Origin of the sequence: Pontibacter oryzae, assembly GCF_003576375.1 — a bacterium.
Lineage (GTDB): Bacteria > Bacteroidota > Bacteroidia > Cytophagales > Hymenobacteraceae > Pontibacter > Pontibacter oryzae.
Genome location: NZ_QWGE01000001.1, coordinates 873036 through 899712, shown reverse-complemented (window position 1 = coordinate 899712; position 26677 = coordinate 873036). Strand labels below are relative to the sequence as shown.

The 26677-nt window shown below is 50.6% G+C and carries 20 protein-coding genes; 13 read left to right on the top strand and 7 right to left on the bottom strand.

Annotated elements, in window-relative coordinates; genetic code table 11:
• Positions 1–99 precede the first annotated feature (99 nt).
• Positions 100–447, bottom strand: a complete 348-nt coding sequence (locus D1627_RS03705) for a HesB/IscA family protein (RefSeq protein ID WP_119430838.1) — start codon at positions 445–447, stop codon at positions 100–102.
• A 157-nt stretch (positions 448–604) separates the two neighbouring features.
• Here D1627_RS03705 and D1627_RS03700 point away from each other — a divergent pair, with 157 nt between their 5' ends.
• Positions 605–1144: a DUF7935 family protein gene (locus tag D1627_RS03700; RefSeq protein WP_119430837.1), complete on the top strand. Its 540-nt coding sequence runs from the start codon at positions 605–607 to the stop codon at positions 1142–1144.
• A 43-nt stretch (positions 1145–1187) separates the two neighbouring features.
• Here D1627_RS03700 and D1627_RS03695 read toward each other — a convergent pair whose 3' ends face one another.
• The 4 genes from D1627_RS03695 to D1627_RS03680 all read right to left on the bottom strand — a co-directional run bounded on the left by D1627_RS03695 (position 1188) and on the right by D1627_RS03680 (position 8495).
• Positions 1188–2276 carry an aminotransferase class V-fold PLP-dependent enzyme gene (locus D1627_RS03695; protein WP_119430836.1) on the bottom strand — a complete coding sequence of 363 codons (1089 nt, stop codon included), beginning with the start codon at positions 2274–2276 and terminating at the stop codon, positions 1188–1190.
• 49 nt (positions 2277–2325) lie between these two features.
• Positions 2326–4218 (bottom strand): phosphoglycerate dehydrogenase, encoded by a 1893-nt coding sequence (serA, locus tag D1627_RS03690; protein WP_119430835.1) that lies wholly within the window; start codon positions 4216–4218, stop codon positions 2326–2328.
• A 118-nt stretch (positions 4219–4336) separates the two neighbouring features.
• Positions 4337–5473 carry an N-acetyl-alpha-D-glucosaminyl L-malate synthase BshA gene (gene bshA / locus D1627_RS03685; protein ID WP_119430834.1) on the bottom strand — a complete coding sequence of 379 codons (1137 nt, stop codon included), beginning with the start codon at positions 5471–5473 and terminating at the stop codon, positions 4337–4339.
• 73 nt (positions 5474–5546) lie between these two features.
• Positions 5547–8495 (bottom strand): glycoside hydrolase family 3 N-terminal domain-containing protein, encoded by a 2949-nt coding sequence (locus D1627_RS03680; protein WP_233555497.1) that lies wholly within the window; start codon positions 8493–8495, stop codon positions 5547–5549.
• A 428-nt stretch (positions 8496–8923) separates the two neighbouring features.
• Between D1627_RS03680 and mutL the strand changes: the two genes are divergently transcribed.
• The 6 genes from mutL to D1627_RS03650 all read left to right on the top strand — a co-directional run bounded on the left by mutL (position 8924) and on the right by D1627_RS03650 (position 18942).
• A complete protein-coding gene (mutL, locus tag D1627_RS03675) occupies positions 8924–10783 on the top strand; it encodes a DNA mismatch repair endonuclease MutL (protein ID WP_119430832.1) in 1860 nt (619 codons plus the stop codon).
• A 124-nt stretch (positions 10784–10907) separates the two neighbouring features.
• A complete protein-coding gene (locus D1627_RS03670) occupies positions 10908–11687 on the top strand; it encodes a rhomboid family intramembrane serine protease (RefSeq protein WP_119430831.1) in 780 nt (259 codons plus the stop codon).
• A 6-nt stretch (positions 11688–11693) separates the two neighbouring features.
• Positions 11694–12605, top strand: a complete 912-nt coding sequence (locus D1627_RS03665) for a rhomboid family protein (RefSeq protein ID WP_119430830.1) — start codon at positions 11694–11696, stop codon at positions 12603–12605.
• A 171-nt stretch (positions 12606–12776) separates the two neighbouring features.
• Positions 12777–15110: a hypothetical protein gene (locus tag D1627_RS03660; RefSeq protein ID WP_119430829.1), complete on the top strand. Its 2334-nt coding sequence runs from the start codon at positions 12777–12779 to the stop codon at positions 15108–15110.
• 38 nt (positions 15111–15148) lie between these two features.
• Positions 15149–17737, top strand: a complete 2589-nt coding sequence (locus D1627_RS03655; protein WP_199688366.1) for a BamA/TamA family outer membrane protein — start codon at positions 15149–15151, stop codon at positions 17735–17737.
• 20 nt (positions 17738–17757) lie between these two features.
• Positions 17758–18942: a Pycsar system effector family protein gene (locus D1627_RS03650; RefSeq protein ID WP_119430828.1), complete on the top strand. Its 1185-nt coding sequence runs from the start codon at positions 17758–17760 to the stop codon at positions 18940–18942.
• Between the two features lie 71 nt (positions 18943–19013).
• Here the strand turns inward: D1627_RS03650 and mdh are convergent, their stop codons facing one another.
• Positions 19014–19952, bottom strand: coding sequence for a malate dehydrogenase (gene mdh, locus D1627_RS03645; RefSeq protein ID WP_119430827.1), 939 nt, complete (start codon positions 19950–19952; stop codon positions 19014–19016).
• A gap of 164 nt (positions 19953–20116) precedes the next feature.
• Positions 20117–21448 (bottom strand): tRNA lysidine(34) synthetase TilS, encoded by a 1332-nt coding sequence (gene tilS / locus D1627_RS03640; RefSeq protein WP_119430826.1) that lies wholly within the window; start codon positions 21446–21448, stop codon positions 20117–20119.
• A gap of 145 nt (positions 21449–21593) precedes the next feature.
• Here tilS and D1627_RS03635 point away from each other — a divergent pair, with 145 nt between their 5' ends.
• The 6 genes from D1627_RS03635 to porD all read left to right on the top strand — a co-directional run bounded on the left by D1627_RS03635 (position 21594) and on the right by porD (position 26656).
• Positions 21594–23297: an OstA-like protein gene (locus D1627_RS03635; protein ID WP_119430825.1), complete on the top strand. Its 1704-nt coding sequence runs from the start codon at positions 21594–21596 to the stop codon at positions 23295–23297.
• A gap of 77 nt (positions 23298–23374) precedes the next feature.
• Complete coding sequence (locus D1627_RS03630) at positions 23375–24199, top strand: outer membrane protein assembly factor BamD (RefSeq protein WP_119430824.1); 825 nt, start codon at positions 23375–23377, stop codon at positions 24197–24199.
• Between the two features lie 12 nt (positions 24200–24211).
• The gene (locus tag D1627_RS03625) at positions 24212–24541 is read left to right on the top strand and encodes a DNA-directed RNA polymerase subunit omega (RefSeq protein ID WP_119430823.1); all 330 of its coding nucleotides are present in this window, start codon (positions 24212–24214) and stop codon (positions 24539–24541) included.
• Positions 24542–24554: 13 nt separating this feature from the next.
• The gene (locus D1627_RS18635; protein WP_317125191.1) at positions 24555–25115 is read left to right on the top strand and encodes a flavoprotein; all 561 of its coding nucleotides are present in this window, start codon (positions 24555–24557) and stop codon (positions 25113–25115) included.
• On the top strand, positions 25096–25758 hold the full coding sequence (gene coaBC / locus D1627_RS18630) for a bifunctional phosphopantothenoylcysteine decarboxylase/phosphopantothenate--cysteine ligase CoaBC (RefSeq protein WP_317125190.1): 663 nt from the start codon (positions 25096–25098) through the stop codon (positions 25756–25758). Before D1627_RS18635 ends, coaBC begins: the two co-directional genes overlap by 20 nt.
• Positions 25751–26656, top strand: a complete 906-nt coding sequence (gene porD, locus D1627_RS03615) for a type IX secretion system protein PorD (protein ID WP_119430822.1) — start codon at positions 25751–25753, stop codon at positions 26654–26656. Before coaBC ends, porD begins: the two co-directional genes overlap by 8 nt.
• Positions 26657–26677 lie beyond the last annotated feature (21 nt).

Here is a 26677-nt window from a genome sequence, read left to right as displayed (position 1 = left end):
ATCAAGTATAAAATAGCCTAACTCTAAACGCATACAAACAACAAAGCCCGGCTGTATTGGCCGGGCTTTGTTTATCTAAAGAGAAAGAAGGTTTCTGAGTTATGCAGAGAATGAGCTGCCGCAACCGCAGGTGCTTGTTGCCTGTGGGTTGTTGAAGGTAAAACCACGGGCGTTCAAGCCATCCTGAAAGTCAACCTCCATGCCCATTACGTACATGCCGTGCTTTTTATCCATGATAAGGGTTACGCCATCTACATCAAACGTTTCGTCAGACTCTTTTGGCTTATCAAAACCCAATAGGTAAGAGAGTCCGGAACAGCCACCACCCTGCACACCTACGCGCAGACCATACTCGCCCGGTACGTTCTTTTCTTTCAAAATATTTCTTACCTCTTCCAAGGCTCTTGCTGTCAAAGTTATAGGTGCAGTTTTAGTTTGGGTTGCCATAGTATAAATCTTTATTTGTAGCCACAAATTTAAGCAATTAAATGCAGAAATGCCTCATTGCCTCACGTTGTACTTGGTTAACAGGCAAAGCTATGAAATGATTCAGGTATACAGAATTAATTTTTCACGATATTTATACTTTAAAACAACGATTACGATGGGTAACTTATTCTTACTGCTGGCAGAACTTCTAAAACTGATTTTACCGGCGCTGGTATTGGTGGCAGGTTTATACTTCCTGATGCAGAAACATTACGAACGGCAGGACCGCTTGCGAACGGAGCAGAAAGATGATGACAACGCAAAAGTAGTTTTGCCAATCAGGCTACAGGCTTATGAGCGCATTGTGCTGCTACTGGAGCGTATCACGCCAAGTAACCTGATGTTGCGCATTAGCCCGGCTGGGCAGTCGGCGGCAGAGTATCACCGCGTATTGCTGGCCGAGATCCGGAATGAGTTTAGCCACAACATGTCGCAGCAAGTATACATGAGCGAGCAGGTATGGCAGCAAGTAAACCATGCCCGCGAGGATGTGGTTAACCTGATCAACAAAACTTTTAAGGCACTGCCCGAAGGCGCGAAAGGCACAGACTTGGCCAAGCGCGTGCTCGAGCATGTGCTTGCCAACGAGCAAGACCCGACAGCCAATGCCATTAGCGCCACTAAACTAGAGGCGAAGCAAAGCTTTTTAAGTTAGAAAGTTGGGAGGTTAGAAGGTTAGAAAGTCGTTTAGAACTTGCTTACCCAAACAGTTCCTCCAGCTTACTTACCAGTTTTTCAACCTGTTCGGGGCTGTGCGTCGGGAAGTTGGCGATGCGGATCTGAGCCTCTTTATACTTGCCGTAGCCACTGCCCACCTGCATATCGAAAGCGGCTAGTTGCTTGTTCACCTCTGCTGATGAAATAGTTGAATTGGCCACAATGGTGGTTTTAGAACGATGTTTCGGGTTCTCCACGGCAGGAGAGAATACTGCGCTGCGCTCCAAGTAAGTATAAATTTGGGTTGCTTTTGCCTCGGTTTCGCTTCGGATGGTTTCCACGCCTTTGCGGTTCATGTCTTCCAGCACCTTGCCTAGCAGGTAGATATTCAGCACGTTCGGCGTTTCCACGGTTTGGCTGGCCAATGCTTTCTCAAGCAAGGCAGGCAAGGTATGATAAGAACCTATGGATGTTCCGCTTTCCTGCATACTTCTGGCCTTGGCCATACACCGGTCATTTACGAGCCACACACCCAAACCAGCCGGCAAACCAAAGCACTTCTGCACAGAGAAGTATACCGAATCCACCTTCGCAAAATCGAAAGCAGGGTAGGGCAGCGAGGACACGGCATCCACGTAGATCAACGCATCCGCAGCGGCTTTCTCCCGGAACTGATTAATCTCATCCACCGGCATGCAGGCACCCGAACTGGTCTCATTCTGGATCAGGGCGATTAACTCGGCCGAGCTCGGCACGCTGATGCGTTGCACATCGAAACCCTGCCCAAACGGCGCTTCGTGTTGCCTGGTCTCGCGGCCTAGTTCGGCAGCAGTTTCGTAAAAGCGCTTCGAGAAAGAGCCATTCACCAAATGGAAGCTCTCGCGCTGCACGTTGTTCTGGATGGCACGCTCCCAGATCTCTGTAGCCGAGGCCACGAAAAACACCTCATACTCGTCGGGCAGCTGCAGTAGCTCGCGCAGGCCGCTTTCCGCTTTAGCATAGATTTCCTGGAACTGCTTGCTTCGGTGCGAAATGCTCCCGATTTTATCCTCCATTGCCGTGTGCATGTGTACCGGCACGGTTGGGTACAGCTCCGAGGGACCAGGGGTGAAGTATACTTTAGTATTCAAGGTTAGAAAGTTTAGAAGTTAGAAAGTTGTAGGCAGCCGTTTCACGCTCTTAATAAAGTATGCGGAACTTGATGGTATGCCCCACCTGCTTCATGTCGTTGATCACCTGCTTGTCGTAAGCCTTGTCGATGTCGGTAATCACGTAACCCACGCGCTCGTTGGTTTTGAGATATTGGCCCAAAATGTTCACCTGGTTTTTGGCAAGCACCTGGTTGATGTTTGCCAGAACTCCCGGCACGTTGGCGTGAATGTGGATGAGGCGGTGCGCGTTCTTCAGCTCCGGCAACTGTAGGTTCGGGAAGTTTACGCTGCCGTAAGTGTTCCCGGAGTTGATGTAATCCATCATGCGGTTAGGCACAAAATTGGCGATGTTTACCTGGGCTTCAGAGGTGCTGCCTCCCACGTGTGGCGTCAGGATTACGTTTGGCAGGCCGCTTAGCTCGCTTTCAAAAGGGTCGCTGTTGGTGGCAGGTTCCTCGGGGAACACATCCACGCCGGCCCCGCTTACCTTCCCGGATTTTATACTTTGCACCAGCGCCTCGATATCCACCACATGGCCACGGCTCAGGTTCAGGAAAATCGCGCCGTCCTTAATGGCGGCAAACTCATCGGCCCCAAACATGTTCTTGTTTTCCGGGCGGCCATCCACGTGCAGCGTAACAATATCAACTTTCTCCAGCAGCTCATGCAGCGTGCTGCACTTGCGGGCATTGCCAAGCTGTAGTTTCTCAATCACATCGTAATAGTATACTTCCATGCCCATGGCCTCGGCCAGCACCGAAAGCTGTGCGCCAATGTTGCCGTATCCTACAATGCCAAGCTTCTTATCGCGCACCTCAAAGCTGCCCTTCGCCGATTTGTCCCACTGGCCCTGGTGCATCTTGTTGCTCTTGTCTACTACCCCGCGGCTCAGCATGATAATCTCGCCCAAAGCCAGCTCTACCACGCTTCGGGTATTGCTGTATGGCGCGTTAAACACCGTAATGCCAGCCTCTAAACAGGCATCCAGATCAATCTGGTTTGTGCCGATGCAGAAGGCGCCCACACACATCAGGCGGTTGGCATGCTCCAGCACTTTGCGCGTAACGTGGGTTTTGCTGCGGATGCCAAGTATGGAAACGTTCTTTATCTTTTCGCAAAGCTCCTCTTCGCTCAGCGCTCCGTTTACGGTTTCTACCTGGTAGCCCTCCTTCCGGAAAAGATCCACGGCCTGTGGGTGCACGTTCTCGAGCAGCAGCACGCTAATGCGGTTTTTGGGGTATGATATGGCCATCGGTAATTTATTTTGATAGAGAAACTCGTCCAGGCTGGGGGCAATGTGCTCGGCCTTGGCCACCACGCTGTCGCGGGTTACGTTCTCGGTAAACGCGTAAAACTTGTTGGCCATACCGGCCTCCTTGATCTCATAATCCGTGTAACCATCGCCCAGCACGTATACATCGCCGGGCAAAGCCAGTTGCTCGAGTAGCTTTATCTTGCCCTTGTCGCGGCTCAGCAGGTTTTCTGTGTCAAACCCGACCAGGTTGCCCTGCTCATCTACCTGAAAGGTGTTGGCGTAGATATTCTCCTCTTTTATGCCATACTCTGTTACGATGGGCGTGATAAACTCTTTAAACCCGCTGGATACGATCAGGATATGGTCGGAGTATTGGTGCAGGAAATCCTTGTTGCGGCGGATGGATTCGGAAACCTTCTCTTTAAGCGTACCGATGAGCTGGGGTAGGTGATTCTGGTGGGCCTGCAGTAGTTCCAAGCGCTTGCTAAGTCCTTCAGCAAACGAGCTGCTGCCAGCCATAGCGCTATCAGTAATGTGTTTAACCTGTTCCAGGATCTGCTCCCGGTCGGGGTGGTTTTGTAGTGAGATGGCTCCCAGTTCATCCAGGGCCTCCACCTGCGTAAAGGTGCTGTCGAAGTCGATGATATAGTACTTATCCTTGCTCATAGTTTGGTATGGCGTAAGAGGGCTGAATTAAATAAGCCTATAAGGTATAAAAAAAGAACCGGCTACGCAGCAGGTAACCGGTTCTTTTTGTTTTTATACTTGTATGAAAGTGACACACTTAGAGCAGTGCCAGCTGTTCGTTTATCGTTTTCTGGTAGAGCTTTTCGTATAAAGGTACAATTTTTTCGATGTCGAAATCCCGGGCACGGCTCAGGGCGTTTGCCTTAAACTGGGGCAGGTGCGCATCGTCCAGAATGTATAGCGCATTTTCCACCATATCGTCTACAGCGCCCACAGGGCTAACAAATCCTGTTTCACCATTGATGTTTAACTCCGGAATTCCGCCCGCGTTAGAGGAGATCACCGGAACCTCGCAGGCCATGGCTTCGAGAGCTGCCAGTCCAAAACTCTCTTTCTCGGATGGCATCAGGAAAAGGTCGGCAATAGAAAGCACTTCTTCAACGGCTTCCAGTTTACCCAGAAAGCGCACATCCTGGCAAATCTGCAGTTCGCGGCAAAGCTTTTCCATTTTCGGGCGGTCAGGGCCGTCGCCTACCATCAGCAGCTTGCTCGATACTTTCTCTCTTACCTTGGCAAAGATCCGGATTACGTCTTCCACCCGTTTCACGCCCCGGAAGTTAGAAGTATGCACCAGCAGCTTTTCGTTGTTTGGCGCTATGGCCAGCCTGAAATGCTCTTTCTTTTGGCGCTTAAACTTATCCAGGTTTATAAAGTTGGGGATAACCTCAATGTCCTTCTCTATCTGGAAGTAATCGTAGGTTTCAGCGCGCAGGCTATCCGATACGGCCGTTACTCCATCAGACTGGTTTATACTAAAGGTAACCACCGGCTCAAACGAGGCATCCTTGCCAACCAGTGTAATATCTGTGCCATGCAGGGTAGTGATTACCGGAATATTGATGCCCTTCGTGCGCAAAATCTGCTTGGCCATAAAGGCTGCGGATGCGTGCGGAATGGCATAGTGTACGTGCAGCACATCCAGTTTCTCGAAACGCACAATGTCTACCATTTTGCTCGCCAGCGCCAGCTCGTAAGGCGGGTATTGGAACAAGGGGTAAGACGGAATGTACACCTCGTGGTAAAACAGGTTCTCGCTGAACATGTCGAGGCGGGCAGGTTGGCTGTAGGTGATAAAGTGTACTTTATGGCCCATTAGGGCAAGCGCCTTTCCTAATTCGGTGGCTACAACGCCGCTTCCGCCAAAGGTAGGGTAACAAACTATACCAATTCTCATAGTCTCAGGTGTGTGACAAAACAACAAGTGCAGCCAACTTTTGTTGCTGCACTCGCTAAACTACTGTTATTTTTTATGTTTTCGGTACGATGGCCTTATAAACCACATCATGTATCCTGGTCCGGATGTTATACTTTACGAGCTTAGTATTGCTGGCATCCGGATACACGCGGTTCGACAGAAACACATAAATCAATTTGTTGCCGGGGTCAACCCAAGCGCCAGTGCCTGTAAAGCCCGTGTGCCCAAAGGTGCTCTCAGAAGCCATACTTGATGTAGCGCCGTTCCCGTCTAATGCTGGTTTATCCCAGCCCAGGCCACGGCGGCTGCCTTTGTACTGATGCTCTGCAAACTCGCTCACCACATCGGTGCTATAGTATCTGTGGCCGCCATAGTTCCCGTTGTTCATGTTCATCTGCAAAAGTATGGCCAGGTCGTTTGCATTAGAGAAAAGCCCGGCATGGCCACCTACGCCGCCCATCATGGCTGCGCCCTGGTCGTGCACAGTACCCCAGATCAGGTTCTTACGGAAATAATTATCGTCTTCGGTGGGGGCGATAATCTCACGCGGGTGCTTCAGGAGCGGCATATACGTTAGGTTGCTGAGGCCAAGCGGCGTGTAAAAGTTCTGGTCCATAAACTCGTTGAGCGGCTGGTTAAGCATGGTCTCGGCAACGCGCTTCATCATGTAAAAGCCCAGATCGCTATAAGCGTAATCGTAGGTACCGTCTTTTTGCTTGGCGCGCAACGGGGTTCTCACTGTCCAGGCCCAAAGCGAGTCTTCCATTGACTTAATAGAGTATACCCCTGGGATTACCTCGTTTGTATAATAATCGTTCTGGGTGCTGGCGTAATACGTATCCTTCAGTTTTCGCTTGTCGATGGTTTTTTGCCAGGTAGGCAAGCCGGGGCGCAAACCGGACTGGTGCGCCAGGACGTCCCGCATCACCAGGTTTTCCTTATTGGTCCCTTTCAGCTCAGGTAAGTAAGTTGATACTTTTGCATCTAGTTTTATCTTACCCTGATCTTTCAGGAACATGATAGCCTGCAGCGTAGCCGCTACTTTAGTAATAGAGGCGATGTCGTAGACGGTGTTGTTAGTGACAGGTTTGGCCTGATCGTAAGTATAGTAGCCATACGATTTGTTGAAAACTACGGTGCCGTCTTTTACCACCAGCACCTGGCAACCAGGCGTGGCTGCATACGTGATAGCTTCCGTAGCGATATTGTCGATTTGTTGCAGCACCTCAGAACTCATGCCTACGCTTTCGGGTACGCCATACTTCAGGCGGCCCAGCGATGCTGTTGGCAAACCAATACCTGCCTTATACTTCTTGCTGGCAGAAACTGGCAATTTGCCCTGCGCGGCGCGTGCCCCGAAAAGCACCTGCGGCACCAACGTCTGCGACACCGGATTATCCTCGTAGCCGCACACAAGCCACTTGTTGTCTTCCAGCAACTTCAGGCCATAGGCGTTGCCCATCATGGCCACCACTACTTTTTTATCGGTACGCTCGCGCAGGTACTGTATAAAGGCCAGTGTGCCTGTGCCGATGCCGAAGTTTTTAGCTGGCGTTAGGTTCATGCCATGTATACTTATCACCACGACATCGTTGTCCTGTAATTGCGGGATGATTTTCGTAAACGCTGAATCAGGCGCAAAACGATCTGGTATAGTAAATTGTTTAACTGGAGCGTAATTGCCTAGCGTTTTCTGAAATGCGTTGTTTACCGAAGCGCCAATGGCCACGGATGCTATACTTAGGGTGTCGAGGTTGCGGAAAGGCAGGAGGTTATTCTCATTCTCTACTACCGTTACCGCATGCTCATAGAGCTGCTCCTGAATCACGGTGCTGATCGGGCGGTCTACCTCACGCTGCAGGTTCTCAAGTTTTACAGGCTGATACTTGTTAAGCCCTGACCAATATTTGGCGTGCAGTATTTTGCGCACGCGCTGGTCGATCTCGTCCTGCGTAATTTGCCCTTTCTGCACTGCCTTGCTAATTTTATCAATAGCAGTGGGCACATCTTCCGGGAACAGCAACACGTCGTTACCAGCCATCAGGGCTTTCAGGTCAACTTCGCCTGGCTTATAGTAGCGGCTCACGCCTTTCATATTCAGGGCATCGGTAAATACTAAGCCTTTATACTTCATTTTATCTTTTAAAAGGCCTGTAACAATCGGCTTCGAGAGCGTGGCTGCCTGGTTGCGGGTAGAGTCTACGGCAGGCAGATATAAATGCGCTACCATCACACCCATCACGCCGGCATCAAAAGACTGTTTAAACGGATACAGTTCAACATTAGTCAGGCGTTGCAGATTGTGCGGTATAACAGGAAGCGAAAGGTGAGAATCAGTATCCGTGTCGCCGTGGCCAGGGAAATGCTTGGCCACCGCAATAACGCCATGGTCCTGCAATCCTTGGATGTATGCCACACCGCGGCGGGCTACCTCCTCCTTAGACTCACCGAACGAGCGGCTTCCGATAACTGGGTTGTTAGCGTTGTTGTTAACGTCCAGCACCGGGGAGAAGCTTACATTTACGCCCATGCGCTTCATTTTCAGCGCAATCTCACGGGCCATCAGGTAAATATAGCGGTCATCATCCATGGCGCCCAGCGTCATTTGGCGGGCAAAGTGCATGCTGCTGTCCAGGCGCATATCCAAGCCCCACTCGGCATCCATGGCAATTAGTAAGGGCACCTTGGCGGCCGCCTGAAAGCGGTTGGTTAACACAGCCTGGCGCATGGGCCCGCCCTGCATAAACATAATACCGCCAATGCCGTAGCGGCTTACAAGGGTATCTATCTCGCGTACATGCTTGTCGTTTTTGTTGGAGTATGCAGCCACCATAAACAGCTGCCCGATGCGTTGCGCTGGCGAAAGAGTCGTCATCACGCTGTCGACCCATTGCTTCTCTTGTGGGTGTACAACGACCTCCTCCGACGACTTTAACGACATCAGCGGCCCCATGACAAGGAAAACAAGAATCAACAACCCAATACTAAAACTCTTCAACATCTACGCTACTTTTATATTAATTGGAACAAGTCAAAATTAAGCCTAATTTTGCATAAGGCGATACATAAACACAGACCTAATTTATGAGGTTTTATCAGTATTGCCGTCAGCTGATTTGAAATGAAGGTGGAGAGCTTTACAGCCTGCCTGCAGCTAACGTGGCATCAAGAGTAGCCTTACATTGCTAACGCCACCAGCCCCAGCTTTAATATACATATCGCTATACTTTCCCAGATGAGAAGAAAAGCGACTCTGTTGGCTAAATTTCCAGCCCCTGATAAGAATCAGTCTGTAAATTAATAATAATTTTATTCCTGAATTAGTTCTGCCTTTACTATTTAGTGAATGCAAAAATTTGACCACGAAGGTTAAAATAGCTGATTTAGAGTAAAAAAAATCTATATAGTAATAAGGAGTTAAAAAATCGGATGCCCGACATCATACATTTACTGCCTGATTTCCTGGCTAACCAGATTGCGGCTGGAGAAGTGGTGCAACGCCCTGCATCTGTAGTTAAAGAGCTGCTGGAGAACGCCATTGATGCGCAGGCCTCCAGCATACAGCTGATCGTGAAGGAGGCAGGCAAGCAACTGGTACAAGTAGTGGATAACGGCATAGGCATGTCGGAAACGGATGCGCGCATGTGCTTTGAGCGCCACGCCACATCTAAAATCCGCTCCACCGAAGATCTGTTCCAGATCCGGACTATGGGTTTTAGGGGCGAGGCCATGGCATCTATTGGCGCGGTGGCGCAAGTAGAGCTTAAAACCCGAACGCAGCACTCCGATACAGGCACCAAGCTGGTGATAGAGGGCTCGGAAGTAGTAGGGCAGGAGCCAGTAGTGGCCCCAGAAGGCACGTCTATCTCCGTGAAAAACCTATTTTATAACGTGCCCGCCCGGCGAAATTTCCTGAAATCCAACGCTGTGGAGATGCGCCATATCCTGGAGGAGTTTCAGCGGGTGGCGCTTGCCTATCCAGAGGTAACCTTTACGCTGCACCACAACGAGATGGAGGTGTTTAACCTGCCGGCCACCAAGCTGAGCCAGCGCATCGTCAGCATTTTCGGGAGCACCTATAAAAACCAGATGGCCTACTGCGAGGAAGACACAGGCTTTCTGGTAGTGAAAGGCTATGTGGGCAAACCAGAGCACGCCAAGAAAGCACGCGGTGAGCAATTCTTCTTCGTAAACAACCGCTTCGTAAAAAGCGGCTACCTGAACCATGCGGTCATGACGGCCTTTGAGGGCCTGGTAGCCAAGGAGAACCACCCGTTCTATGTTCTGTTCATCGACATCGACCCGGAGAAGATCGATATTAACGTGCACCCCACTAAAACAGAGATAAAGTTTGAGGACGAGAAAACGGTGTACGCCATTGTGCATGCAGCCGTAAAACGTGCCTTAGGCGCCTATAACATAGCCCCGTCTTTGGATTTTGAGCAGGATGTGAACTACGCGCCCCTACAGCCCATACGTTTGCAAGGCGGCTTCAACAGCGAGTTTGAGTCGGAGCCAAAGCCCAGAAGCAGCAGCGAAAGCTCGTCGTTTCCGGGGTTCACGCCGCCGGCCACCACTACCAAACGGGCAACTTCCAGAGGGTGGGAGCAGTTGTACGAGCCCATGAAAGAGCCGGTGCAAGAAGAGCACACAAGTTCAGCCTTTTCAGGTATGGGTTTGCTGGACGAAGCCTTTGCCGCCTCCGATACTGTGCCTGCCTCCACTAAGAAGGCCATTCAGATACATCAGAAGTATTTGCTGGTGCAGGTAAAGTCCGGGGTGATGATCATTGACCAGCAGGCAGCGCAGGAGCGAATCTTGTATGAGAAGTATAACGTCTCGCTTCAGAAGAAGACAGGCGCGTCGCAGGCGCTGCTCTTCCCACAGACCGTAGAGCTTTCTGCCACCGATGCCATACTTATAAAAGAGCTGGCGGCAGAGTTTAAAGATATGGGCTTTCAGTTTGAGGATTTTGGCGGAAACACCATCATACTTAATGGAATACCCGCCGATGTGCATGCCGCCGATGAAAAAGAACTGCTGGAGGAATTAATAGAGCAATACAAAAACAATTCGGCTACGTTAAAGCTTGATAAACGGGAAAACCTGGCCCGGGCCATGGCCAAAAGGCTGGCCTCGCGCTCGCTGGCACGCATGAGCGACCTTGAAATGAATTCGCTCGTAGACAAGCTGTTTGCCTGCCAGGTGCCTAACTACACGCCCGGTGGCCAGAAAACGCTCGTGATTATGGAGCTGAACCAGCTGCACGAGCTTTTCCTGAAAGGATAACGGTTAATTGTTAAATTGTTGGTTCGAAAGTATGCAGGACTTATACTTTTAGAGTCAATATAAGCTAAAGTATAAAGCATGGGTTTGATAAAGCCTGGCTTATACTTCAAAAACTGAAACGCGCATGTTCAATATCACCCCTATGGTCAGGAACCTCCTGATCATCAATGTGGTCGTTTACTTATTGCAGCTTAGCGGGCTTGTAAGCATCGAGACGTTTGCCCTGCATTACTTTGGCTCCGACATGTTCAGGCCGGTGCAGCTGTTTACGCACATGTTTATGCATGGCGGGTGGGGGCACCTGTTCAGCAACATGTTCAGCCTTTTCATCTTCGGGCCCATGCTGGAGCGCTTCTGGGGGCCGCAGCGCTTGCTGGCTTTTTACCTGATAACCGGTTTGGGGGCAAGCCTGCTATATTCTGGCGTAAGGGCTTATGAGCTGAATGGGCTTGAGGAGGAAACCAGCATCTACATAGAAAACCCAACCCCAATGGGCTTCTACAATTATATGGAGGACCACTTTAAGGGGCAGTATAACACAGAGTTTGCGGTGGCTTACCAGCGCAACCCGGATAACACTACTTATATAGAAGAAAGCAAAGAAGCCGTGCGCTTTGTGTTTGGGCGGGCATTTAACAGTCCGATGCTTGGCGCCTCGGGTGCCGTTTTTGGCATCCTGATGGCCTTCGGCCTGCTATTCCCTAACCTCGAGCTGATGCTGCTGTTTTTGCCGGTCCCGATTAAAGCAAAGTACTTTGTCTTGTTTTACGGGCTCTTTGAGTTGTACTCCGGGTTTAACCGCGTACCCGGAGATAACGTAGCACACTTTGCACACCTCGGGGGAATGCTCTTCGCGTATATAATGGTAAGAATGTGGCAACAAAACGACTACAGAAACTACTAAGGCATAATGAGTATAATCGACGATATAAAAACTGCTTTCCGGCAGCCCAATAATATACTTAAGCAGCTCATACTCATCAACGTGATTGTGTTTGTGGTGCTGATTGTGCTGCGCACGATCCTGTTCATCACCAGCGGCGAATGGCTGTATGCGCTAATCTTCAGTAACCTGGCCATAAGCTCTTCCCCGCTATACTTTGCCACGCACCCCTGGACGCTGATCACCTACTTCTTCACGCACGAAGGTTTCCTGCACATCATCTTTAATATGCTTAACCTGTACTGGTTTGGCCAACTGATCCGGGAGTACGTCGGTGATAGAAAGCTGCTGAGCCTGTATGTGCTGGGTGGTATTGCCGGGGCGGTTTTATACTTGCTCAGCTACAACTTTATTCCATACTTCGCGGACCGCATGGTGATCGGCACCATGATCGGGGCCTCGGCAAGCGTGCTGGCGATTGTGATGGCGGCTGCCACCTTGCTTCCGAACTACTCGTTCAACCTCATCCTGATCGGGCCGGTGAAGATTAAGTATATTGCGGCGTTTCTGGTGCTGCTCTCCATTTCGGGGGCTATCGGCAGCAACGCGGGCGGCAACATTGCGCACATTGGGGGCGCTTTTATAGGCTGGCTCTTTATAAAGCAACTGCAACGCGGCAACGACATGGGCCGGCCGGTGCTTGCCGTAACGGATTTCTTCGGCAACCTCTTCAAACGAAAGCCCAAACTGAAAATAACGCACCGGCGCTTTAGCACAGGCAGCACTGCCAAGCCAAACGGCACTAAGCCCAACAGCGGACCGCTAAGCCCAAGTCAGCACGAGATAGACCGCATTTTAGATAAAATATCGAGCTCCGGCTACGAAAGCCTGTCCAAAGAAGAGAAGCAGAAGCTCTTCCAGGCCAGCCAAAAAGATTAAACCGAGAACGGCACCCTTCGAACAAAGGGGGCCGTTCTTGGTTTAAGGCCCTAACCAAAGCCTTGCCGCGCTGTTTACTCTACATAAACAGATCCGTATGGCAAAAGTGTAGCCGCCCATACATACTTTAATGCTGTTTTCTTAAAGGCTATCAATTTTCGAAAGAACGCCATGGAAATACTAGGTATAAATGAGCCACGCCTTCAGGAGCCGGTTCCGGCACTGGCCTGGGAGCTGAGCTTTGCACAATACCTGCAGTTTTTGGAAAAACAGCTGCAAAAGTGCCAGAACCAAATTTACCGGACGTACCTGCAACGCATCATTGGCTTGATTAAAAGCGATGAGCGCCTAATAAAACCAATTACTGACTGGGGTATACTTGCCGGGCACCAAGAGCTGATTGAGTTGCTGCAGCTAAACCATGTATATCCTTTTGAGGAAGACCAAAACCTGCTCTTTGCGATTGGCACACCATCGCCGATGCGCTTTTTCTCCTACTCCAAGGCATTTGCCGAACTGGTGCTGGAAGAACAAACGCAGGCCCTGAAGCTACAGCCTGCCGACGAAGCCGAGCAAGAGGAAAAAGCGCTTCAAAACCTTTACCGGCAAGTACTGCACCACTGCTACGAGATTCCACATGAAACATTTGGCGCGGAGCCGGTAGAGTATATGACACTGGAAGACCATTGCCAGGTTTGTGCGCGCTATTACCGGCTTGTTAGCAACCATCAGTTCATTACAATCCGTTGGGAAGGCGATAAACCTGAAATGAGGGAAGAATGGCTGGAGTATGCCCGCGGGAATATCAAAAGTATGAATTTGATAGCGGTTCCGCTGCCACTCAGTAACATTGTAATAGAGGGTTTCCTGATTTTTAAGCTAAAAGACGAAACAGAGGAAGAGTCTTTGTTGCGCCTGAACAATATTATCGTGAACCTGCACGCTTTGCCTGAGCAAGATATACTCGCACAAGTCATGGCAGCTACTTCGTCGTTATTAGGCACAGATAAAGCGCGTTTAGGGTTTATGCCCTTGGTGAAGGTAAATAAGGAATATGTCTACCACGACACTTTCTCTACAACCAGCATCGTGTTTAGCCAGCTCCGTGAGCACCACACCCCTGAGGAGTTGGAGCATATCTTCCGAATTTTGTTTTCTTTCTGTGCCAATCACCAGTTGCTGCACAACAACATCTCGTACGATATCATCACGGGCAACGAGGATGATGACGTGGCGCGCTACCTGCACAAGTATGGGCTTAGAAGTATGGCTTTCTTTCCGGTGTACCACCAAAGCGAGTTGATAGGCGTAATTGAGCTGGGTAGTACCGAACCGGATTTTGTGGACATGACCATGCGGCACCGAGTGGAAAGAGCTTTGCCCATGTACCGTGAGTTTCTGCTCTACCTGCAGGATAAGTTTCGGTTGGTTATGAACAGCTTTATCCTGGAGCGCTATACTGCCATCCACCCATCCGTGCTTTGGAAATTCAGGGATGCGGCCTGGCAGGCGCTGCGGCAAGTGACCCAGGGCAACAAAGACTTGGCGCCTACTCCTGCAGTGCGGTTCGATGAGCTAACGCCCTTTTACGCTGCCGTTGACGTTAAGAACTCAAGCGTGCTACGCCTGCAGGCCACCGCCAGCGACTTTAAAAAGCAGTTGCAACACCTGCATGCGCTCTTACCGGAAAGCATGGAAGCTGAAAGCAAAACCACGGCAGCCTTATTGGCCCAGCTTGATAAAGAGATGAACCTGGAAGTGGAAACGCAGGTAAGTGAGCATCTGCAGCACACCATCGCGCAGCTTCTCAACCATAACGTACAGCCAGAGGCGGCAAACCACCTTAAAGCGCAACTAGAAGATGCCACTAGTATGTTTTACGCCTCAAGAAATGAGTATGACCAAAGTATATTGGAGGTAAACAAAACCCTGAAGCGCGTATTGGTGCAAGAGAAGCGTAGCCTGAAAGGCCTTATACCTTATTACATAGATCGTTTCCAGACGGATGGGCTCGAGTATAACCTGTATGTAGGCAGTGCAATTTCCCCGGAAATAAAATACGAAGAAAGCCAGGGAATTCGCCAGATCATCCAATGGCAGTTACAATCCATCCTTAATATGGCAAAAGCCGTATATAACCTGCAGCCATACTTGCCGTATCCTCTCCAGACTACGCAGCTTATACTTGTACACTTGCACAAAATCAACCTGAGCTTTAGAAGGGATGAGCGGATTTTTGATGTAGACGGTGCCTACAGCATTCGGTACGAGGTGATGAAAAAACGGATAGATAAGGTGCATTTGCTGCACAGCGAAGAGCGCCTGACTCAGCCCGGAACCATTTGCATCGTATATGCCAACGAGCAGGAAATTAAAATGTATACGGCTGCGTATGAGCGCTTAATAGAGGAAGGGAAGCTGCAACCGGCACCGGAATTTCTGGAGCTGGAGCCGCTGCAAGGTATTTCAGGCTTAAAAGCCGTGCGCCTGCGCATAACCCTTTAGCTTTAGCCAAGTATACTCTTGGCAATCACACAGAATATATGACACCAACTATAAAACTACGCCTAACGTTGGGCCTACTGCTAATGGGCAGTTATTTCACCTTGGCCCAGGCACAAAACATACCGCAACAGGATAGTATAACGGTGGCAATTGCCCCAGAGTATGATTCTGTAAAGAAAGCCCACCGCTTCTGGTTTGGAGAGAACTACCGAAAAATTTGGGCTACACCTGTTAAAATGCGCGTGTTCCACTTAAGCCAGGAGCAGGGCGGCCTGCGCATTACAGAGCGTGGCGGCGGGCAGCAAACCAAATCGCTTCGGCTCGAGGATGCTACCGGCAAAGAGTGGGTGCTGCGAACCATCCAGAAAGATCCTGAGAAAGCATTGCCGGAAAACCTGCGCCCTACGGTGGCAAAAGTCATCGTGCAAGACCAGATATCGGCTTCTCATCCGTTTGCCGCTTTAGTAGTGCCGCCTTTGGCCGAGGCTCTGCAAGTACCGCATGCCAACCCGAGCGTAGTTTATCTTCCTGATGATCCGGCGTTGGGTAAGTATAGAAAGGAGTATGCCAACGCGGTATACTTGTTTGAAGAACGGGAGCCTATCAACCCCGGCTTGGATACAGATAATACCGAGAAGGTGCTAGATGAACTGGAAGAGGACAATGACAACCGCGTTGACCAGCGTGCCGTGCTTCGTGCCCGCCTCCTGGATATTGTTATAGGCGACTGGGACCGGCACGAGGACCAGTGGCGCTGGCGCCAACGCGAGGATGAAGAGGGCAACAAAATCTACGACCCCATCCCCCGCGACCGCGACCAGGTATTCTTCACGAACCAAGGCGTTATCCCAAAGATCGGCTCCCGCAAGTGGATCATGCCCAAGTTCCAAGGATTTGATGCCGAGATACGGGATGTGGAGGGCTACAACTTTAATGCCCGCTATTTCGACCGCTACTTCCTGACTTACCTGAGCGAGGACGACTGGCGCAAGGAAATACGCTATGTGCAGCAGCAACTGAACGATGCGCTTATTGCCCAGGCCGTAAAACGTATGCCCAAGCCTGTGTATGCGATTTCAGGAGAGGAGATCACCCGCAAAATGATTGCGCGGCGCGATGACCTGGAAAACCAGGCAATGAAGTACTATCGTTTCCTGGCGCGCGAAGTGGACATTGCCGGCTCCGACAAGCACGAGGAGTTTAACCTGAACTACCTGCCCGGCGGCAACATCGATCTGAAAGTATACAAAATTAAAAAGGAGGGCAACCGCGATAAGCTACTGATGCAGCGCACGTTTTCCCCGGATGTTACCCAAGAGTTGCGCTTGTATGGCCGTGGCGACGAGGACCTTTTTACTGTAGAAGGCGAGACCAAATCAAATATAAGAGTGCGCTTGATTGGCGGCGGCAAAGCTGATACGTTCCGGGTAGCTAAAAATTTCCCGAACAAGCGCAGGTTACTGATCTACGACCGCAAAGATGATGATAACCAGGTGCCAAAAGGCAGCCTAGCCAAACTTAAACTTGCCAATGACACCCTTGTGAACAACTATGATGGCCGTAGTTTTAAGTATAACGTGCTGATGCCATTGGCCACAATCGGCTATAACCTGGACGACGGCGTACTGCTGGGAGCAGGTTTTCAGTATATCAAGCACGGTTTCCGCAGAGAGCCTTATGCCGCAAAGCACCGCTTCATGCTGGGGCATGCGCTGGCAACCAACGCTTATTTTGGCAGTTATCAGGGCGATTTCCCGAAACTGATTGGTAAGTATGATCTGGCACTGCAACTGGATGCAAATGCGCCGAACAATACCAGTAACTTTTTTGGGGTAGGCAATGGCACTGAGTTTATCAAGGAAACAGATAGACCTATTCGCTTTTACCGCACCCGCTATGATTTTGTGAATGCAGAGGCTACACTGCAACGCCAGCTTGCTCCTAAATTTAAGGTGTATGCCGGCGTTACCAGCCAGTTTTTCAGCATGGAGCCGGAAGATAACGAAGGGCGTTTTATTAATGTGTTCAGCGAGCAAAACCCTGAAGAAAACCTGTTTACAACCAGCTACTACGGAGGTTTAGTAGGCGGCTTTACCCTTGATACCCGTAATAACACATTATCGCCATCCAAAGGCATTTACTGGAACACCAGCCTCAGGGGCATCACACAGTTTAACGGCAGCGAGAACAAGTATGGCCGCCTGCAGTCCGAACTTGGAGTATACTTTAGCCTGTCGGACAAGCTGGTGGTGGCAAACCGCGTAGGCGGCGGAAGCACCTTCGGCGATCCTGCTTTTTTCCAGCTACTGTACCTTGGCGGCACCAACAACCTGCGGGGCTACCGCAACTTCCGTTTTGCCGGTGAGCAGATGCTTTACCACAACCTGGAGCTGCGCATGAAGCTGTTTGACTTTACTTCTTTCCTGTTTCCGGGGTCGGTGGGCTTAATCGGATTTAACGATGTAGGGCGCGTGTGGTCCAGCAACGGCGTGAAATCTAGTGGCTGGCACGATGGCTTTGGAGGCGGTTTTTATGTAACCCCGGCCGAGCTGATCCTGCTGCATGGTGTGGTTGGTTTTTCGGAGGATGGTGTGTTGCCATACTTTTCGGTAGGCTTCCGGTTCTAGAGTTATCACAGATTTTTGAGATGGATGGAATAAAGTTAATCCTTGATACAGCGGCGCACGTGCGTGGGCTCTTTCAGGCACATGGAACCAGCGTGTTGCCTTACCACAGCGTGGAGCATACCGAGGAAGTGGTAACTGCTGCAGAGCGTATCTCAGGGCACTATGCTTTGAATGAACTGGAGTACCTGGCCGTTAAAATTGCAGCGTGGTTTCATGATGTAGGCTATCTGTTTACCCACCAGGAGGATCATGAGGAAAAGAGCGCTGAACTGGCCGATGCGTTCCTGTCAGAGAAGCAGGCTTCTGAAGCGCTTCGGGCCAAAGTGAAGGAATGTATACTTGCCACCAAAATGCCACAGCGGCCGGCTTCGCTGCCGGCGCAAATCCTCTGCGATGCCGACCTTTTCCATCTAGGCACGTTGGATTTTGCAAATAAGAACGAGCAGGTACGCCAGGAAACCGAGCTCCGTACAGAGCGGGAGCTGCAGGAGGAAGTATGGAACCGGGCAAGTATACAGTTTCTGGAGCGGCATTGCTACCACACCGACTTCTGCCGCCAGGCTCTTCAGGAGGGCAAAGCGGATAATCTGCAACAACTCCTGAAAGCAGAGCATACCTTTGCCCAGGAGCCAGCGGCCAAAGATAAAAAAGAGAAGAAGGAGAAGAAGCCCAAGAAAACCGAGCGTGGCGTGGAAACCATGTTCCGGGTTATGTCTAGCAACCACATCCGCCTCAGCGATATGGCCGACAGCAAAGCACAGATTCTGCTTACCATCAGTTCCATTATCGTATCGTTGCTGGTTTCGGTGGTTTTCCGGAAACTGGAGGAGGAGCCGCGCCTGATCGTGCCTGCCGTTATCCTGACGGCCACATCACTCACCACGGTTGTGTTCACCATACTTGTTACCCTGCCCAAACTCACGCAGGGGCGATTTAACAAAGAGGACATCGAGAAGAAAAGAGCCAACCTGCTGTTTTTTGGCAATTACCACCGCATGCCCGTGGAGGAATATGAATGGGCTCTGAAGCGGGTAATGGATGATTCCGATTTCCTTTACGGCAGCCTGATCCGGGATAACTATAACCTGGGTGTAATTCTGGAACGCAAGTACAGAAAGCTGCGCGTGGCTTACAGTGTGTTTATGTTTGGATTTATTGCCTCGGTGCTATCGTTTGCCATCGCGCAGCTCTGGATTGCCCATTGACAAGTATAAAAAAAGCAGCGGGTGCACTTCATGTTAAAAGTGCACCCGCTGCTTTTTAAGTATAGGATAGCTTACGCTTTGGCAGACATATTGTCCAGCGCATCCATTACCTCTTTCACGTGGCCGCGAGAAGTTTCAAGCAGTTGCTTCTCGTCTTCGTTCAGCTGCAGCTCGATAATCTTCTCGATACCGTTTTTACCAAGTATAACTGGCACGCCAAGGTATACGCCATCAATGCCATACTCGCCTTCAAGCTTCACGCAAACCGGGAACACACGGCGCTGGTCGCGCACGATAGCCTCCACCATTTGGGCAGCTGCAGAACCTGGTGCATACCAGGCAGAAGTACCCATCAGTTTTACCAATTCGCCACCACCGTTCTTGGTGCGGTCAACAATTGCGTTCAGTTTATCTTCTGAGATCAGCTCGGTTACCGGAATACCGCCCACAGTAGTGTAGCGCGGAAGCGGAACCATGGTGTCGCCGTGGCCACCCATCAGTACTGCCTGGATGTCTTTTGGAGATACGTTCAGCTCCTCAGCCAGAAATGCACGGTAACGCGCCGTATCCAGGATGCCAGCCATACCCATTACGCGGGTGCGTGGCAGCTTAGAGGTGATGTGCGCTGCGTACGTCATTACATCCAGCGGGTTAGATACCACAATAATGATAGCATCCGGAGAGTGCTTCACGATGTTTTCGGTTACAGACTGCACGATGCCAGCGTTTGTAGAGATCAGGTCATCGCGGGTCATGCCTGGCTTGCGCGGCAAACCAGATGTGATAACCACTACATCAGAGCCAGCGGTTTTGCTATAATCGTTTGTTACACCTACAGTGCGTGTATCGTATAGGTTAATTGGCGCTTTCTGCCAGATATCCAGAGCCTTGCCTTCAGCAAATCCTTCTTTAATATCCACTAGTACTACTTCGTTCGCGATTTCGCGGTAAGCCAGCACATCGGCGCACGTAGCCCCAACGTTACCTGCTCCAACTACGGTTACTTTCATTGTCGGATATGGTTTTATTTTAGTTTGAGATTCGGTTAACTCCTGTAAAATTAGAAAATTCTATTATAAAAACTTCGTTTTTGTATCAAGTATCACGACACAGGTATCATGACTTTTTTTAATCGTAAAATACGCACTGTAGGCGTCGTGATACTTGATACGTACTACGAGCTACGCCCTATAGATATTTCCACTACCCGCTCAGTTTTGTCTGTTACTTTAAAGCGGTTATCGAGGCGCTGGCCCACGACCCAGGCAATAGACTGGTCTGATACTAATACCAGCGTTTGGCCTTTTAAGTTGGCCGGTACTTTCTTATCGATCAGGAAATCGCTGATTTTTTTCTTGCCGTTCATGCCTAGGGGTACAAACCAGTCGCCTTCCTGCCAGGCGCGCAGCTTCAACGGAAAGCGCAGCTGTTCGGCATCGAGGGCAGCCACATGCGGTTTGGTGTTGAGTTTATACTTGTCGGCATCAACATACTTTATGCTGAACGTGTGGTTTCCGGCCTCTACCGTGGTATCTCCCTCCTGTATAAGTATACTTCCGAAGCTGCTCAGGTTGCGGGGCGTAATCACTAGTTGGTCGCGGTCTTTTGCCAAAGTATGGGTCGGCGAGTCGAACTGCTTTCCCGATAGGCCTTCCAGGGAATCAACCAGCTCTAGCACCACGCTGTAGCTGAAATTGTACGGGCGCAGCAGCTCGTGCAGCACCACCGGCAGGCCCGTGGCATTTTGCAGCGGCACCAACGAAATATAAGTGGCGTTTTCTGCCTCTTTTATACTTTGCTCGCGCAGGTTCTCGATGTAGGCAGCCACTATACTTTCGGCATGGCTCACACGCTCGGCGGTGTGCTGCATGGTTCCCTCTAGGCTTGGGTTGATCTCTTTTAGAACCGGAATAACCTCGTGGCGGATCTTGTTGCGCTGGTATTTGGTGGTGATGTTAGAGCTGTCCTCGCGCCAGATCAGTTTGCGCTCCGTTACAAGCTCGTAAATGTCGTCTTTGGTAACCGTTAGCAGCGGGCGGATGATGTAGCCATTCTTGGCCGGTATGCCATGCAAGCCAGCAATGCCAGTGCCTTTGGTCAGGTGCAGCAGCATGGTCTCGGTAAGGTCGTTGCTGTGGTGCGCGGTGGCAATATAATCGTAGCCTTCCTGCTGGCGCACCTGCTCGAACCACTGGTAGCGCAGCGTGCGGGCCGCCATTTGTGTTGATAGCTTTTCCTGCTCGGCAAAGGCGCTGGTGTTAAAGTTCTCCGTAAAAAAAGGAACGTCATACTTCTTGGCCAGCTTTTTGACGAACAGCTGGTCGGCCTCGGCATCCTCGGCGCGCAGTCCGAAATTGCAGTGCGCCACGGCAAATGCATACTTTAGCTGGTGCAGTACCTCGCACAGCACCACCGAATCGATGCCGCCGCTAACGGCTACTAATATTTTACTGTCGGGCGCACACAGTTGGCGCGTTTGTATGAAACTTGAAACTTTCTGAAGCATAAAGCAGCGGCTGGTAATTTTTTTCTAATTTTGATGTTATAAAGTACTTAGATATTAGACGTTAGATTTTAGGCTTTCTGATAATCATACTTAAATCAGGAAAAGTCTATTGTCTAGTATCTAGCATCTAACATCTTATTGATAAATGAAGAACGCAAAAATACTCTTTTCTCTTGTCTTTACCCTGATGGCGGCCACCGTTTTTGGGCAAAGCGGCACACAGAGGCAACCCGCCACACTGCGGCCTGCCCCTCAACAGCAAGCCCGGCCGCAAACCCAGCAACCACCTGCACAGCAGAAGCAGCAGCAGCAGCAGGGACAGGGCGAAAGGGTACCTGTTGATCTGCAGCAGGCAGACAGCCTGATCGGCGGTACGTTTAACGGCCAGCGCATCGACAAGCTGATCGGCAACGTGATCTTTAAGCAGAAAGACGGCACGCTCTACGCCGACTCCGTGTATCAGTATAAAGAGCAGAATGTGCTGGAGGCCTTTGGGAACGTGCGCATAAACCAGGCCGATACCGTGAACATCACCGGCAACCAGGCCACTTACAACGGCGACACCCGCTCGGCTAGAATCACCGGCAACGTAGTGATGCGCGACCCCCGCATGACCCTGACCACGCCAAGCTTGGATTACAACCTGAATACCCGCACCGCTACATATACCGAGGGCGGCACCATCGTGGATCCGGAGAACCGCTTGGTGAGCAAACGTGGCTCTTATAATACAAAGACCAAGATGTTTGATTTTCAGCAGGATGTTAATGTAACCACTGCAGATTATAACATTGTGGCCCAGAACATGCGGTATAACACGCTCACTAAGGTAGTATACTTTCAGGGGCCAACGTTTATCCAGGGCCAGCAGGGCGACCTGTACGCCGAAGAGGGAACGTATAACACCATCACCAAAATATCGCGGTTTGGCCGCAACGCTTACATACTTACCAAGGAATATCGCCTGAGCGGCGACAAGCTATACTATGACCAAAACCGGGGCTACGGCCTGGCTGAGGTAAACGTGGCCCTAAAATCGTTGAAGGATGACGTGACGATACGGGGGCAAGTGGGCCGCTACTGGCGCGACAGGGGAGAGGCGAAGGTGCATGGCCGCCCCGTGATGGAAACCATCATGGATGCCGATACCTTGTATCTTTCCGCCGATACTTTATACTCGCAGGAGGCAAAGGGCGCTAGAACGGCAAGTATGATTTTTGCTTACCCGAACGTTAAAATCTTCAAATCTGACCTGCAGGGGAAGGCTGACTCGCTGAGCTATAACCGCACCGACTCAATTATGCACATGAACGTGAAGCCAGTACTCTGGAACGATAAGAGCCAGCTGGTTTCTGATACTATACATATACAGCTGCGCAACAAGACCATCGACCGCATGTACATGTACTCCAACGCCTTTATTGCCTCCGAGGACTCGCTTAAGAATTACAACCAAGTGAAAGGCCGCGACATGACCGCTTTTTTTACCGAGGGCGATATTGTTCGGGTAAATGTTAACGGCAACGGCGAGAGCTTATACTTTGCCTTAGAGGGAGATACAACCCTGACGGGCATGAACAAGGCCATCTGCAGTGATATGGTGCTCAAGTTCGGGCAAAATAAACTCAAGACAATCTCGTTTCTGGTGCAGCCGGATGCCAGTTTTATTCCGCCGCACGAGTTAGGAGAGGATGCCCGCCAACTGGAGGGCTTTGCCTGGCTGGCAGATTTAAGGCCAACCAAAGAGCAAGTGGTGGCCAAGCCTAAATCCCCGGTCAAGAAAGAAACCGCCCCGGCTAAAAAAGCGCCGGCCAACAGTAAGAAACCGGCCCCAAAGAAGAAAAATTAGCGGGACAGGAAGAAAGCTGGTACCTTTACGCATTCTGTTTTGTAAATCAATCGGATATTCTATAATTTTGCCTGTTCATGAATAGAGGCTTTTTCCATAGTATCGCACTTTTTTGCCTGTTGCTACTCGCTACTGGCTGCAGTAACTTCCAAAAGTTGCTGAAAAGCACAGATGTAAGCAAGAAGTACCAGGCTGCGCTGGAGTATTATGAGCAAGAGGAATATTACCGCTCTTCTCAGCTACTAGACCAGGTAACCGACCTGCTGGCCGGTACCGAAGAGGCAGAAAAAGCGCAGTTCTACCGCGCAAAGGCGCACTACATGCAGGGCAATTACATCCTGAGCGATGCCTATTTCCGCAACTTCTTTACAACGTACCCGCGTAGCCCGTTAGCCGAGGAGGCCATGTTTATGCAGGCACAGTCGTTGTATGAGCAGTCGCCGAGCTACGAGGAAGACCAGACGCCAACCGTTACGGCCATAGAGGCGTATGAGGAGTTTCTGGTGCGCTACCCGCAAAGTGAGCTGGTGCCCGAGGCCAATAGAATCATCGAAGAACTCTACCTGAAACTCGATAAGAAAGACTTTAACCAGGCGCGTTTATACTACCAATTGCGTTACTGGAGATCAGCCGCCGTGGCTCTGAATAACTTTCTGCAAGAGCACGCCTCGTCGCCGTACGCCGAGGAGGCCGCTTACTTAAGACTTGATGCGCAGTACCGTTTCGCACAAGAAAGCGTGCCGGACAAGCAGGAAGAGCGTTACGACCAAGCAGTAGACTATTTCCAGTCGTTTGTAGATATGTACCCGGAAAGCAAGTATCGCCGCGAGGCTGAGCGCGCTTACGATGCCGTGCAGGCTGCCTTGGCTACCATTAGAGAATCAAATAAACAGAATTCATAAAGTATACTATATATGGCATCAGTTCCATCATCAATCGTTACCCGCAACATGGCCGATTTTGCAGAGCAAACCGGCAACGTATACATGTCTGTGGCAGTAATTTCTAAAAGAGCTAACCAGGTAGCCGTTAAGCTGAAAGAGGAATTAAACTCTAAGCTGGCTGAGTTTGCTACTACTGTAGACAATCTGGAGGAGGTTTTCGAGAACCGTGAGCAAATCGAGATCTCTAAGTATTACGAGCGCCTGCCTAAGCCAACCAACCTCGCTATTGAAGAGTTCCTGGAGAAGAAGGTGTACGTAAGAAAGCCAGACGAAGAAACAGAGGAGGAGATCAACCTGTAACACCTTCAGGCGAATGCTGAAAGGTAAACGGATCATATTGGGAGTATGCGGAAGCATAGCAGCCTATAAAGCTGCGCTGCTTGTCCGGCTACTCGTAAAGGCAGAGGCAGAAGTTCAGGTCATCATGACTGCTTCTGCCTCTGAGTTTATAACCCCTCTTACACTCGCCACGCTGTCTAAAAGGCCGGCGCTTAGCCAGTTTGTGAGAGACGAGAGCGGCGTGTGGAACAACCACGTGGACCTGGGCCTTTGGGCCGATGCCATGGTGGTAGCTCCGGCAAGCGCCAACACGGTGGCCAAAATGGCTAACGGCTTCTGCGATAACTTGCTTAGCGCCACTTACCTGTCGGCGCGCTGCCCGGTTTTTGTGGCCCCGGCCATGGATTTGGATATGTACCAGCACCCTGCGGTGCAGAACAACTTCCGGAAACTGCAAGGCTATGGCAACTGGGTGATTGAGGCTGGCCATGGCGAGCTGGCAAGCGGCTTGGTAGGGCAGGGGCGCATGGCCGAGCCGGAGGAAATTGTACAAGTGCTTCAGAAATTTTTTTCAGGTGACGGAAAAATCGTTTAAAGGCAAAACGGTGCTGCTAACGGCAGGGCCAACGCACGAGCCGATAGACCCGGTGCGCTTTATCGGGAACCACTCGACGGGCAAAATGGGTTACGCATTAGCAGAGTGCTTTGCGCAGCAGGGGGCCATGGTGCAACTTGTCTCCGGGCCAACCAACCAGCGCACGCATCACGCCAACATCGACGTTATTCAGGTAACCACTGCCAACGAAATGTATAAAGCCATGCAGAAGCGCGCCGAGGCCGCCGATGTCTGGGTTTTTGCCGCCGCCGTTGCCGATTACCGACCGAAGACCGTTGCGGATAAAAAGATAAAAAAAGCAGGCGACGAACTGACGATAACGTTGGTTAAGAACGTTGATATCGCGGCAGCACTCGGCAAGCAGAAAAAGGAATGGCAGTTCTCGGTAGGCTTTGCCCTCGAAACCGATAACGAAAGTGCCAACGCCCGCCAAAAGCTGCATAAAAAGAACCTTGATATGATCGTGCTTAACTCGCTGAATGATCCTGGGGCTGGGTTTGCACACGATACGAACAAGATCACCATTATTGAGGAAGAGGCCACGCATACTTTTGAGCTAAAACCTAAAAGTGAAGTGGCACAGGATATTGTAGACTTAATCTGGAAACGACTACATGGCTAGGAAATTACTTGTTTTGCTTATACTGCTCATAGCTGCCTGGCCTGCCAGCGCGCAGGAGTTGCAGTGCGATGTAGTGGTAAACAGCGAGCAAGTACAGTATACAGACCGGCAACTGTTCACGGATATGCAGACGCGCGTTTTCGAGTTTATGAACAATCGCCGCTGGACCAGCCAACAATACCGCGCCGATGAGCGCATAAAGTGCCGCCTGCTTATCAACCTGACGGAGATGCCTGAAATCGGCGTGTTTAAAGCCAACGTGCAGGTGCTTTCTGTTAGGCCGGCCTATGGCACAGGCTACGAATCCACACTTTTCTCCTTTATCGATAAAGACTGGACCTTTCGTTTCAGCAATGCCGAGCCGCTGGATTACGCAGAGAACAATTATACTTCCAACCTGTCATCGATGCTGGCTTTTTACGCCTACATGATCATCGGGATGGATAACGATAGCTTTGGCCGTTTAGGTGGCGCCGCCGCTTTCGACCAGGCTCGTTCCATACTTAACGTGGCCTCCTCACAAGGGGCGGGCTACGCCGGTTGGAAAGCATTCGACAGTAACCGTAACCGCTATTGGCTGATCGATAACGTGCAGGATCCGCAGTTTTTGCCGTTCCGGGAAGGGATTTACACCATGCACCGCCAGGGGCTGGACCAAATGGCCGAGAAGCCTGAGGAGGCCCGGCAAAACGTGCTTGGCATGCTAACGGGCATCCAGCGCCTGCAGCAGCAGAAACCCAATGCAGCCATACTTCGCGCGTTCTTCGATGCCAAGGCTGATGAGTTGGCAAACATGTTCAAAACAGCCACCCCGGCCCAGAAGCAGCAGGCTTACACCATCTTATCGCAGACCGACCCCACCAACAATAGCAAATACGAGATTTTGCTAAAACGCTAAAATTTTTAGAATTTCACGAAA